This is a genomic window from Paenibacillus maysiensis (genome assembly GCF_000520815.1).
GTDB classification, from domain to species: domain Bacteria; phylum Bacillota; class Bacilli; order Paenibacillales; family Paenibacillaceae; genus Paenibacillus; species Paenibacillus maysiensis.
The window spans coordinates 1-11,932 of record NZ_ASRY01000283.1 but is presented as its reverse complement, the minus strand read 5'-3'; the positions used below and the strand labels follow the sequence as shown (position 1 = coordinate 11,932).

11 protein-coding genes and 1 pseudogene are annotated in these 11,932 nt (G+C 50.8%); 8 read left to right on the top strand and 4 right to left on the bottom strand.

Translation table 11 applies throughout. The annotated features are described in order from the left end of the window. Positions 1-249: 249 nt before the first annotated feature. The 5 genes from L696_RS0121165 to L696_RS0121145 all read left to right on the top strand — a co-directional run bounded on the left by L696_RS0121165 (position 250) and on the right by L696_RS0121145 (position 5,068). Entirely contained in the window at positions 250-708 is a 459-nt protein-coding gene (locus L696_RS0121165; RefSeq protein WP_025685417.1) for a chemotaxis protein CheX, read from the top strand. Positions 709-747: 39 nt separating this feature from the next. Further along, entirely contained in the window at positions 748-1,527 is a 780-nt protein-coding gene (locus tag L696_RS0121160) for an SDR family NAD(P)-dependent oxidoreductase (protein WP_025685416.1), read from the top strand. A 158-nt stretch (positions 1,528-1,685) separates the two neighbouring features. Next, positions 1,686-3,077 (top strand): DEAD/DEAH box helicase, encoded by a 1,392-nt coding sequence (locus L696_RS0121155; protein WP_025685415.1) that lies wholly within the window; start codon positions 1,686-1,688, stop codon positions 3,075-3,077. 18 nt (positions 3,078-3,095) lie between these two features. Continuing rightward, a complete protein-coding gene (locus L696_RS0121150; protein ID WP_025685414.1) occupies positions 3,096-3,842 on the top strand; it encodes an ABC transporter ATP-binding protein in 747 nt (248 codons plus the stop codon). A gap of 2 nt (positions 3,843-3,844) precedes the next feature. Next, positions 3,845-5,068 carry an ABC transporter permease gene (locus L696_RS0121145; RefSeq protein ID WP_025685413.1) on the top strand — a complete coding sequence of 408 codons (1,224 nt, stop codon included), beginning with the start codon at positions 3,845-3,847 and terminating at the stop codon, positions 5,066-5,068. Between the two features lie 118 nt (positions 5,069-5,186). Here the strand turns inward: L696_RS0121145 and L696_RS31555 are convergent, their stop codons facing one another. Next, entirely contained in the window at positions 5,187-5,303 is a 117-nt protein-coding gene (locus L696_RS31555) for a YjcZ family sporulation protein (protein ID WP_209440990.1), read from the bottom strand. 149 nt (positions 5,304-5,452) lie between these two features. Here L696_RS31555 and L696_RS0121135 point away from each other — a divergent pair, with 149 nt between their 5' ends. Then, complete coding sequence (locus tag L696_RS0121135; RefSeq protein WP_245233416.1) at positions 5,453-6,787, top strand: ATP-binding protein; 1,335 nt, start codon at positions 5,453-5,455, stop codon at positions 6,785-6,787. Between the two features lie 118 nt (positions 6,788-6,905). On the opposite strand, the gene L696_RS0121130 is transcribed toward L696_RS0121135, so the two are convergent. Continuing rightward, positions 6,906-8,204, bottom strand: coding sequence for an aminotransferase class I/II-fold pyridoxal phosphate-dependent enzyme (locus L696_RS0121130; protein WP_025685411.1), 1,299 nt, complete (start codon positions 8,202-8,204; stop codon positions 6,906-6,908). Between the two features lie 214 nt (positions 8,205-8,418). Between L696_RS0121130 and L696_RS0121125 the strand changes: the two genes are divergently transcribed. After that, on the top strand, positions 8,419-9,204 hold the full coding sequence (locus L696_RS0121125; RefSeq protein ID WP_025685410.1) for a helix-turn-helix domain-containing protein: 786 nt from the start codon (positions 8,419-8,421) through the stop codon (positions 9,202-9,204). A gap of 150 nt (positions 9,205-9,354) precedes the next feature. Here L696_RS0121125 and asd read toward each other — a convergent pair whose 3' ends face one another. Beyond that, positions 9,355-10,152 carry an archaetidylserine decarboxylase gene (gene asd / locus L696_RS0121120; RefSeq protein ID WP_025685409.1) on the bottom strand — a complete coding sequence of 266 codons (798 nt, stop codon included), beginning with the start codon at positions 10,150-10,152 and terminating at the stop codon, positions 9,355-9,357. 88 nt (positions 10,153-10,240) lie between these two features. Next, on the bottom strand, positions 10,241-11,356 hold the full coding sequence (locus L696_RS0121115) for a YheC/YheD family endospore coat-associated protein (RefSeq protein WP_025685408.1): 1,116 nt from the start codon (positions 11,354-11,356) through the stop codon (positions 10,241-10,243). 223 nt (positions 11,357-11,579) lie between these two features. On the opposite strand from L696_RS0121115, the pseudogene L696_RS28880 reads away from it, so the two are divergent. Next, positions 11,580-11,932: pseudogene (locus L696_RS28880) on the top strand (glycosyltransferase family 4 protein); the annotation flags it as partial.

Here is an 11,932-nt window from a genome sequence, read left to right as displayed (position 1 = left end):
TAAAGACTAAAGTCCTGCTATACATCAAAAGTAACCCATTTAAATTCGATGGAGAGCGATGGAATAGGACATTATTCACATTTTTTGTGATTCGGCTATAAAAAATTGCTAGATAGCTGTCGATAAGTGATAGAGAGAGTATTTTATTGAAGGCTGATTCGTTATGCATCATTTTAAAAAATAAAATTCTAATTAAAATGGGACTTTTGTTGTGTGTCTAAAAGCCCATCGTAAAGGGGCGCAATGATCGTGAAGGCAGAAGTGATAAATCCTTTTTTGGAGTCGGCGCGGCGGGTCATTGAACAATTGATCCAAATCTCTCCCTCAGCCGGCGATCTTGGTGTGAAAAATGTCGAGCTGGTGGAAGACCATATTTGGATTATGATCGGGATGACTGGACAGCTTAGCGGAAATATTGTGTTCGGTCTGAATGAACAGGTAGCGTTGCGCATGGTTTCGGCGATGATGGGCGGATTCGTTTTGACTGAAATTGATGAGATGGGCAAAAGCGCCATTTCGGAATTGGGAAATATGATCAGCGGTAATGCCAGCACGATTTTGTCCAATCAGGGGATTGTAGTCGACATTACGCCTCCGCAGGTCATGAAGTCGGAAAACTTGACCTCCTTCGTACCTCAGCGTGTCCTTTATATTCCGCTTACGATGGAAGGAATCGGTGAGCTGGATATTCAGGTGATGATCTCTTAATATTAAAGAAGCAGGTTTCTTTAAGATGGAGGGATAACCATGAGTACATTGCAAAACAAGGTGGTTGTCATTACAGGGGCATCCAGTGGAATTGGCGCCCTTTGCGCACGGTTGCTGAGCGAAAAGGGCGCGATACCTATTTTGACAGCGCGTTCGCAGGAACGGTTGGAGCAAGTGTCGGCGGGAATTAGCGGCAGGCATGAGCTGATCCCTCTGGATGTCACTCGTCAGGAGCAGGTAGAGGCCGTGGCTGCCCGGGTGCTGGAGCAGTATGGACGGGTTGATATTTTGCTCAACAACGCAGGTTACGGGAAGTTTGAGTATTTTCATGAGACAGACCTGGCGGAGTTTGAACAAATGATGGATGTGAACTATATGGGCGCTGTCCGCTGTATCAAGGCGTTTCTGCCGCAAATGACAGCAAGAGGTACGGGACAGATCGTCAATGTGGCATCCATGGCCGGCAAAATCGGGACAGCCAAATCGATCTCCTACACAGCAACGAAGCATGCGCTGCTAGGATTCAGCAATGCGCTTCGGCAGGAGCTGCGCGGGAGTGGAATTACGGTAACGACGATTAATCCCGGACCGATCGATACACCATTTTTTGACCTTGCTGATCCTTCGGGCGGATATGTCCGTAACGTAGGCTGGTTTATGCTAAAGCCGGACAAGGTCGCGCATCATATCGTGAGAGCGATGGAGCTTCGCAAGGAGGAGGTTAATCTGCCACGGTGGATATCTCCTTTTCTCAAGCTGTATCAGCTTGCGCCCAGACTGACCGACAGACTGGGTCATGGTGTGATGAACAAAAAATAAAGGATGTCCCGCAAACCATGTGATGGTGGAGGGACATCCTTTATTTTTTGTTATTTCGTAGCAAAGGAGGGCAGGGCTAAATATCTGCATTTGGTTGCAGGGCTGTTTTCGCATATAATGGAGAGTAACGAATTTACGTATAGGGGTTGGACCTTTTCATGACATTAAATTTTGAATCGCTCGGCATTGAACAAGATCTGTTGACCAAGCTGACTGAGCATGAGATTACGCAGCCTTCGCCAGTTCAGGCGCAGGCTATACCAGAAATGATGAAGGGCAGGCATGTATTGGCTCGTTCGCAGACCGGCACAGGGAAGACGCTGGCTTATTTGCTGCCATTACTACAAGCGATTGATCCACAGAAAAAGGCTACGCAAAAGCTGATCCTGGCTCCCAGTCAGGAGCTGGCGATGCAAATTGTACGCGAAGGTCAGCGTTATGGGGAGCATCGCGGCATCCGTGTGCTCGGCCTGATCGGTGGAGCAGCAGTCAAGCGCCAGATCGAGAAGCTGAAGGACCATCCGCAGCTTGTGGTCGGCACACCGGGACGTGTTCGAGAACTTATCGCTTCCAAGAAGCTGAAAATGCACAACATTACAACCATCGTCATCGACGAGGTGGATCAGATGTTCCAGCTCGGCGGAGCAGGCGATGTCACGAACATCCTGGGCACCGCCCAGCGTGACCGTCAGTTAGTATTTCTGTCCGCAACGCTGAACGACGAAATTCAAGCGCTGGCCAAGCGGGAAATGAAGGATTACGTGGAAATCGGGATTGATCCCGACCAGAAGACGGCCAGCGGTCTGGAGCACTATTACTTTGTATCCGAAGAACGGGATAAGGTGGACATGCTGCGTCGACTGGTGCGTCATTTTAATCCGAGAAAGGCGTTGGTGTTCGTCAATACCACCAATGCTATCGGGGAGATTGAGGCCAAGCTCAAGCATATGGGACTGACTACAGCATCCCTGTACGGTGATGCGGACAAAGTTACACGTACTAACGTGCTGGCCCAGTTTCGTGCGGACAAGCTCAAGGTGCTGATTGCTTCCGATGTGGCAGCCCGTGGTCTGGATATTGAGGGACTGGAAATGGTGATCCATTTTGATCCGGCTACGGACAGTCAGGCTTATGTTCACCGTGCAGGACGGACCGGACGGATGGGGCGCAAAGGATTGGTTGCATCGGTTGTTACCGACCGCGAAACATTCATCATGCGTAAGTTTTCCCGTGAACTGGGCATCGACATTGCAGAGCGTGCGTTGCACGGAGGGCGGATTGTCGTGCCGCGTCCGGTGGATGCCAAGCGTGCGCCTGTAAGACCATCCGAAGCGAGAGCCACTTCCGACGGAGCAGCCACGGAAAGCCGCAAGGCACCTGCCCGTGGCGAGAACGGTCGTCCTGGCAGAACTGCGGCAAATGGCTCGGCTCCAGGTAAGGGCAAAGGAGCAGTTTTGTCCAAAGCAGGGAAAGCGCAGCGAGAGCGTGATCGTAAAAACAAGGGAGCACCAAGATGGCTGAAGGAAAAAGGATCAAAACCGAACGGATAAGTGAGAAGAGGGGGAGCCATGGAACAACAGCCTGTATTGCAAATTAATGGACTGACAGGCGGATACAGCGCCAAGCGCCCGGTGCTGCACCAGATTTCTCTGGATGTGAAGCCGGGCGAAATGGTGGGGCTGATCGGTCTGAATGGAGCCGGGAAAAGTACGACGATGAAGCATATTTTGGGACTGATGACACCGCAGGCGGGAGAAATCCGAGTGCAGGGACATAAGCAGGCGGAAAATCCCGAGCAGTATCAGGGAGCCATTGCTTTTGTACCCGAGTCTCCAGAGCTGTATCCCGAAATGACCGTGATGGAGCATATGGAATTCACCGCCAGAGCGTATGGAGTCAGTGAAGCTGATTTCCGCACCCGCAGTGACCAAATGCTGGACTTGTTCCGTATGCGGGATAAGAGCGGAAGCATGTCGATGCATCTCTCCAAAGGGATGCGCCAGAAAGTGATGATTATGTGCGCATTTTTGGCGGGACCGCCGCTATATGTCATTGATGAGCCATTTTTGGGTCTCGACCCGCTCGGTATTCGTTCCCTGCTTGATTTTATGCTGGAAATGAAGCGCTCGGGCTCGTCCATTTTGCTCAGCTCTCATATTTTGTCCACGATTGAAAATTATTGTGATCGTTTCATTGTGCTTCATCAGGGTGCTATCATTGCACAGGGTACGCTGGACGAAGTGACAGCACAGGCGGGTAAGCCGGGCATGCCGCTGGAAGATGCATTTTATGAGCTGGTGCAGGGCAGGGAATGAGCATGGATTTGCAACGCTTGCATAAAGAAAGACGTGTTGCGTTTTGGGGACAGGTGCTGCCTTATCTCGGCTATGTCATTCAGAGCGGCCTGGCGGTCGTCTTCGGCTTTGCGCTGATTGCCTTTGCCGCGTGGTACACGTCGCTGATTATGCATATCCCGCCGGATTTGCCCATCCGCTGGATTATGCTCATTGTAGCCGTTCCGGTCGCTCATGTAAGCTTCCGTACGTATTTGAATGAAGCCGATATCGTCTTCCTGCGCCCGCAGGAGCATGCGATGCACCAATATTTTAAGTCTAGCCGTATCCGTGGCGTGGTGTATAAAATATTCGGCCTGCTGTTGCTGCTAGTGATCGCGTGGCCACTGTATATCCGCAGCGATACTGCGCCTAAGCCACTGCTGCTGACCATACTGCTGTTCGTGCTGCTGAAGCTGCTGTTCAGCTATGGCGGCTGGCAGGAGCTGCGCATGGTATCGCGCGGCGCGAGTATGGGGTATCGTCTGCTTCGCTGGGCGCTGGCAGTGCTGCTGGTAGCCGCATGGCTGTGGCAGCCTCCGCTGCGCAGCTTGCCGTTTATCGTGCTGGTGGGTGTGGTGTACGTGCTTGTCCTGCGTTTTCCGGTCAAGCTGCTGGTGGCATGGGAAAACCTGATCCGTACAGAAGGCATTCAGGCTGCCCGTGTGATGCGTACTTTGGGCTGGTTTGTTGATGTGCCGGCCCTTACGCAGAGAGTGACTCCGCGTCGCTGGTTGTCCTGGTTGGGTGGTAACATACCGTGGGACAAAAAGGGAGCTTATCGTTACCTGCTGTTCAAGACCTTTGTGCGCACAGAGCCTGTGGGGATGGTCATACGGCTGGGAATCCTTGGCCTGTTGATTATATGGATCACGCATACGAGCTGGATTGGTATCGCTGTGTATTTATTTTTTATATTCCTGATCGGCGTGCAGATTACTTCGCTAAGGCAGTACCACAAGGATTCGCTATGGCTTCAGCTCTATCCGCTTCCTGCCCATACCCGCCGTGCGTCTTTTCTGGACTTTGTTGTCCAGCTGCTGTTGCCGATTGCGGTCGTCCTGTGGCTTCCTTTTATGTTGAGAGGAACTGAAGGGCTGATTTCCACGCTGCTTACGCTGGCCGGTGGAGTGCTGGTGGTATACCTGGTACGAGGCGCTCAGGCGAAAAAATGGCGTCTGGACGGTCAAGATGAGGAAGAAGTTTGATCCTGTGTGTATAAAGTAAAAACAAAGGCTATTCCGTAAGCAGCGAGCGCTGTTTGCAGAATAGCCTTTTTGCGTGGGTACTGCTATGGGTCAGCCGTGGGCGCAGATGTCATTCTGCTTAAATAAAAATCGTTTTGCTGATGATTACTAACAAAATGAACAGTACCAGAATCGTTCCTGTGCTTGTAAATGCGCCGAAACCACCGTAACCGCCTCTTGTTTCTTCTGCTCCCATGCTCATTCTCCTCTCGGTCATTGTGATGTAGGATACACCGTATATTATGAAGTGGGTTTTCGGATTGCGTGGGCCAATGTGGAGGTGGATTGCCGGATCGCCTTGTTTTTTTCAGCGGATATGGGGGGATAGAGAGGGAAAACCACGTTTTGTCGAGAATAGAAGAAGTATGTAAACATTATCACTTGGAAAGTGGGAACGACGAGATGCTGGCAGACAAGCTGCTCGTGAATATATTTCTGGTTTTTGTACCCTTGCTGGTGTACAGCGCTTTATCGGATCATCGACATATGAAACAGGCCCCATTGCTCATGGGAGGGGTGCTGGGTATCTCTTCTGTGCTTTGTCTTATTTTCTCGTATAGCTGGTACGGCTTGTTTTGGGATCTCCGATATGTTCCGCTGATCCTCTCCGTTTTATATTTTGGCCCCGTAGCAGGACTGGTGAATATAACACTCATGGTGATGGCCCGCATTTATATTGGACCTGATTCCATCGGGGTGGCGCTGATTAGCATGCTGTTATGTTATCTCGGACCTCTCTTGGTGAGAAAAAGATTTATGCAGCTCAAAGGTATGCTGCCCCGGGTATTGATAAACTTGCTCATGAGTGTGTGGATGAATGTGATCATGCTGGTTATTCTTATGATGCATTCCTGGGCCAGCGGCAGACTGGCTGAGGATGAAGCCGAGCTGATCAAGGGGGTTATCTGGTTTGCTATAATTCAATTTCTAAGTATCGGGGCCGCCTCTTGCTGGATGGAGTTTAGTCTCGAACGGGAAGAGATGCGAAAAAAGATCAAATATGCTGAACGTCTCAATACGTTAGGGGAACTGGCCGCCTCCATGGCTCACGAAGTTCGTAATCCGTTGACGGTCGTTAAAGGGTTCCTGCAAATGACCCAGTCGGGGCTGGAAGGAAAAAACCGCAGATATATGGCGTTGGCGCTGGCGGAGGTGGATCGGGCCGAAAGAATTATTAGCGACTATTTGAATTTATCCAAGCCGCAGATTGGGAAGACGGAGCTGATGGATCTGTCCGGCATGGTTCAACAGATTGTTCTGCTCCTGAAACCGATGGCGACCAAGCAAGGCGTAAGAATGCAGACGGAGTTGAGGAATGAAATATATCTACATACGGATCGTAATCAACTGTTGCAGGCGCTAATTCATATCACGAAAAATGCGATTGAGGCTGCGGAAGATGGAGGCAAGGTATACATAAAGCTGGTAGTTCAGGAAGAGAAGGCTTGTCTGAATATCAAGGATACTGGAAAAGGCATGAGCCCGGAACATCTGGAACGGGTAGGCACTTTGTTTTTTTCGACCAAAGAAGTAGGGACAGGGCTGGGAACGGCAGTCTCCTTTCGCATGATCGAAGCGATGAACGGCAGTATACGATATGAGAGCGAGCCGGGAGCCGGTACGGAGGTTATCATTTTGCTGCCGCTGGCACAAGAATCTTTGCGGGCTGCTGAGGGATAAGTGCCTTGAGTTGTGAATGAATCGTTCAGCAGGGGATATAAAAAAACGGTATGCCGCAACATCCGGCACACCGCTTAATCCAGCTATACGTCTAACCAGTTAATACCGACCGATTAGATTAGGGGTTCAATAAGTCTTGCACACCACGATAAACAATGTCGTACAAGTCTTCCAGATATTCTTCCTCAATACAGGAAAACGCGATACGGAGATCATGCTCACCCAGCGCAATCGTTCCCACACCATATTGCTCCAGCAGATATGTGCGCAGTTGTTCGGCGGACAAGCCGTTCAGCTTGAGACACATGAAATAACCCGAATTGAAAGGATAGTAGCTCCATACATCTCCGTATTTGCCGCTATCAAGTAACGCCTTGACCTTGTTGGCCCGGCCTTTCATGATTTGGAACTTTTCTTCCTTCTGTTGCTCAAAATCCGGTGATTTGAGAGCATCCAGCACGAAGGTTTGCGACGGGTGAGGGCCGCTGGAAATCGTTGCCCGAATGATTCCCAATGTTTTTTGCTCCAGTGCGCTCAGTACATCCTGATGTTCCGAAGCAAAGGTAATAAATCCGACACGGAAGCCCCACACAAATTCTTCTTTGGTAGCTCCGTCAATTTTGACTGGTAAAATTCTTGGATGAAGTCCAGCCAATTGGCCGAATAGCGATTCATGCAGCGAATCCTCGAAGAACAGGCCAAAATAAGCGTCATCCGTCACAACTACAACATTGATGCCTGCTTCTGCTGCTTCCTGAATGGCAGCAACAATGGCTTTGCCTTCTTCGATTCCCGGTGTATAGCCAGTCGGGTTGTTCGGGAAGTTCAGCACAACAATCGCTTTGCCGTATTCCTTCTGCGCCAGCAGCGCTTCGCGTAACCCCTCACTATTAAAACGTTGATCCTCTGTAAACAACGGGAAATTCACCAATCGTCCATGACGGCGAATACCAAAGGTCAGCTCATAATTTTCCCAGTTTTTATCCGGATAAATGACAGCATCCCCTTCATCCGTAAACAGGTCGGCAACGATGCTCAAACCATGAGTCAGCGCGTTCGTAACCACAGGTAGGCCGTAGCTTTTTCCAGCGAGCGACGGGTTTTCCTTCAGCATTTTTTCCCGCCATACACTACGCAGTTCGGGCTTGCCCGCAGGAGGCGCATAAGGGTACAGGTCCTTGGGGCTGTATGCAGACAGCTTCTCCTGAATGACCTGCAAATGCATAGGACCGCTACCCTCGGTAGCAATACCAATTGTAGCGTTGTACTTTTTAGCAAGTTTCCCCGCCTCAGCCGATTGACTTAAAATTCCTTCTTTTGGGAAATAAATCTCTTTACCTAAAAGAGAAAGCATTTCATATACATGCTCGTTGCCTGCCTGAATGTTGCGGTTTAACTGCGCTGCCAGTGGATTCATTCCGGTTTCATCCTTCCAAGTCATTTTGATTACATATTATAGCATTACACACGGTAAGCGTCACGCAAAAGCGTCAATGAAGCCTTCCTGACCTGCTGGAGCATGAATCCATGGGGAGGGACGGCTTTATTTTTTGCGTAATGGCTGTTCTGCGCTTATATTATATTTAACGGGATCTGGGACAACGAAAGAATAGCATAAGGAGGTGCAGATTTTGCTGGATACGTCTGCGTCATCGTTCATCCTGTTGCCCGCCTTTGCCAAAATTGTGTGCGAGCCGGGCTGGAAATGGCAGGTGCGCGAAAGGCCGATGCCAAACTATGATTTATTTTATGTATGGAGCGGTGAAGGAACGGTTGTATTGAACGGGGAGTCCTATCCGGTAAGCAAAGGAAGCTGCTTCCTGTTCAAGCCGGGGGATGATACGAGTGCCACACATAACCCGCAAAAGCCGCTAATACTTACCTATATTCATTTTGATCTTACTGAGCAGCCGGAGATCATCCCTGCCAGCTATCGTATGCTGGAGGAAACGGTCGAGGTGGAGCATATGCTCGCCAGGTATGTTCGCCTGCGCTTGGAGCGTGCCTACGGAGCTGAGGAGGAAGGCAGGCTGATCCTGAAGCAATTGATGATTCATCTGCTGCGTGCCGACCGCAAGGAGCCGCAGGAGCAGCCGGCCAGCCACCAGCTAACCGAGGTCATTCGGGAAACGGCCAACTATGTGCGTCAGCATCCGGGGCTTCCTCATCGTGTCGAGGATTTGGCGGCACGGGCAGGGTTGTCATCACGTTATTTTTCGATCAAGTTCAAGGAGCTGCTGGGCGTTTCTGCGCAATCTCATATCATCAGCATGCGAATTGAGCGCGCACAGCATCTGTTGCTGCATGCCGGAATGAATGTGACTGAGGTGGCAGAGGCTTTGGGATACCGCGATATTTTTTTCTTCAGCCGCCAATTCAAGCAGTACACGGGGAAAAGTCCATCCGAGATCAGGTAAGGAATGAGCGGGTGGTTCTGAGGATCGTCATATAACGAATAAAAAAGATAAGCCATATGAAAGAGGACCCGAGTGAAAGAGGACCCGAGCAATTTTGCTGGATCCTCTTTCATATGTGTTGTCGTAGTCATGCTGTAACGGCAAACTCGCTTACGCTTTGGGAGCCTGCCGGAAGCAACCGAGACGCTGCCCCATTCTTACTACATCCCCTAGCTTCAACGCAGAGTCAGGATCAAAAGTGCCGTTTTCGGTCAGCAAAACGACGGTTGAGCCAAACTCGAAATATGCGAGATCGTCGCCTTTTTCCCATGAGACGGCTTCATCATCGGTATATTTGATGCTGCTTACATTCATCGCGCCAACCTTGACGACTGCCACCTCGCCGTATTCATGGGCAATGTACGTAATCTGCCGTTCATTGCGGCTTAGAACTGCTCTCATATGCTGTAAGCCGAAGTCATTCACCGGATATACCTTGCCGCGCAAATACTCCTTCTCCACCAGTGTACCGGATACCGGCGCATGAATACGATGATAATCAGTCGGACTGAGATACAGTACAAAGGCGTAGCCATGCGTGTATTTCTCAAGACGCGGAGAGCGGTTAAGCAGCTCATCCAGTGTATAGTCCTGACCTTTGACATTCAAAATCGTGCCGGACGTAATTGGGCCAGTGAATGTAATCCGCGCATCCACCGGACTGGTCATCACCTCGGTGTTCGTATCAATCGGGCGCATGCCCGCTTTTAATTTGCGTGTAAAATAGGCGTTCAGGGAAGGATATTCCTTCCATTCCTGCTCAGCCTCATGCGTCTGGATCTGGTACGTACGTATAAAGGTGGGGATAAAAAGTCGGCTTGCACCGCTTTGCGCGAAGGAACCCACAACCCGGCACACCCACTTGCGCGATGATAGCTCGGTCATGAGCCGCAGCCACTGTTTTGCCATTTCAGATCCCCCTTGTTCATTTCCGAGCCGTCTTGGCCGGAACCTGTCAGACCGCTCTGAACTATATTGACACAGAATATGACGTAAATCAATACAGTGGACGGTCGGTGTCTGCCGGGGGCATCCGTTCGAGAAGCCAACGCGCATAAGCCATCGGCTGAGTGTACGTTTCTTTCCAGACATTGTTCATGCCTGCCTGGCTGAAGCCGTAGCGCTGATCGCGGCCGTTGCATTCGATAAAAACAATTTTGCCTTCCTGCGTAATGCCCAGGTCCAGACCGACGTCAGCCAGCCGGGGAAGGTTTTGTGCCAGCCGATGGACGATTTGCAGCGCGAGTCTTTCCAAGTCATTCATCACACGGGCTGCGTTCCATGGCTGAGCCGTTTGTACCTGTGACAGTACCTCCAGCAAGGAACGGGCTGAGCCACCCTGCGCCACGTTGGAAACGAAGGTGTGGGAGGGAGCAATTTTGGCAAACATGCCCGTTACGCTCCAAATGCCGCCATATCCGCGTTGAACCGTCACGCGAATATCAAAAGGACGGTTGTTATACAAAGCGAGCGGCAAAGTTTCCTGCACGATATGAGGACTATGCAACAGCCGCTTGTGCAGAAATGAAGGCAGTTCTCCGGCGTGCAGGCGCAGTGTGGTCCAGCGATCGGGTGCAGCGGGATGTGCGCATTGTAGAGTCCAGTCACCACGGGAATGTCTCAGGCGCATAATTCCTCTGCCGATGCTCCCGCTGCTTGGCTTGATGACGACATCTCCGGTCTGCTTCATCAAAGTACGAATTGAAGCCAGGTTGCCTTGCAGCGTTCGCGGAAGATGGGGGTGCAACAGAGGGTCTTCCTGCAATATCGAATGTATGTGGTCCTTACGGAAACGGTTTTGTTCATTAAAGATATAAAATCCATTCTGCACCAGTCTGTTGATCTCACTGGCGTTTTCGTTTTGCCGATAGAGGGTTCGATTGTGGATGACCCGTGGCAACGGGAGAGTCATCTGCTGATAGTCGTTACCGTGTTTAACAAAAGCCCGGCATGTTCCGGTCGATATATGAATATCCTCCAAACGAAGGAAGCAGGGGATGAGCTCATAGCTCAACCCAGCGTCCTCGTAATTGGCGAGTGATTCATATCCCGTCCTCATGGCGGGGATGCCCCGGTACGTTGCCGGGTTAAGCATGACGCCGACATGCAGCATGGGTATGTCCGCCCTTTCTTGTTGTGACTCCAACTGACAATTCAGTGGTTCTAGTCCATCATATGTATCAAAGATCGGCCAGGCATGGACGGTAGCCTTGCAGCTTGCCCAAAGTGAGAAGCCAGGCACCTTTCAGGCAGGGAGGCGATATGATACACCATGAGTGTTGAAGAGAATTTGCAGGAGAGCGCTTGAATTAGAGAGGAAAGAAGGTGCAGGGCTGATGCAGAGGCCGAAGGTAGCAGTCGTTACACCGGGCTCTTTTGTTATACCTTCGCCCCGCAGCAGCTCGGTGGAGCGGGTTATTGCCCATATGGTACCGCTGGTCAGCGATAAGCTTCAGGTACAGATATATGGCATACGGGGAAAAGAGGTGCCGGATAACGCCGATGTGGATGGGGTGCCCTGCATACGTTATAAGCGGGGGCCAAGTTATATTTCCGAGGTGATTGCCGACCTGAAAAGATGGTCACCTGCGGTGGTGGATGTACACAACCGCCCGGCTGCGGCATATGCGATCCACGACGCTTTGCCCGATAGCCGGATCGTGCTGACTTTGCATTCGACCACTTTTAT

Excerpts from the sequence above, each read along its gene's own strand:
- L696_RS0121160 (WP_025685416.1), top strand. The coding sequence starts at position 748 with ATGAGTACATTGCAAAACAAGGTGGTTGTCATTACAGGGGCATCCAGT.
- L696_RS0121155 (WP_025685415.1), top strand. The coding sequence starts at position 1,686 with ATGACATTAAATTTTGAATCGCTCGGCATTGAACAAGATCTGTTGACC.
- L696_RS0121150 (WP_025685414.1), top strand. The coding sequence starts at position 3,096 with ATGGAACAACAGCCTGTATTGCAAATTAATGGACTGACAGGCGGATAC.
- L696_RS0121145 (WP_025685413.1), top strand. The coding sequence starts at position 3,845 with ATGGATTTGCAACGCTTGCATAAAGAAAGACGTGTTGCGTTTTGGGGA.
- L696_RS31555 (WP_209440990.1), bottom strand. The coding sequence starts at position 5,303 with ATGGGAGCAGAAGAAACAAGAGGCGGTTACGGTGGTTTCGGCGCATTT.
- L696_RS0121130 (WP_025685411.1), bottom strand. The coding sequence starts at position 8,204 with ATGAATCCACTGGCAGCGCAGTTAAACCGCAACATTCAGGCAGGCAAC.
- asd (WP_025685409.1), bottom strand. The coding sequence starts at position 10,152 with ATGGCAAAACAGTGGCTGCGGCTCATGACCGAGCTATCATCGCGCAAG.
- L696_RS0121115 (WP_025685408.1), bottom strand. The coding sequence starts at position 11,356 with ATGCTGCATGTCGGCGTCATGCTTAACCCGGCAACGTACCGGGGCATC.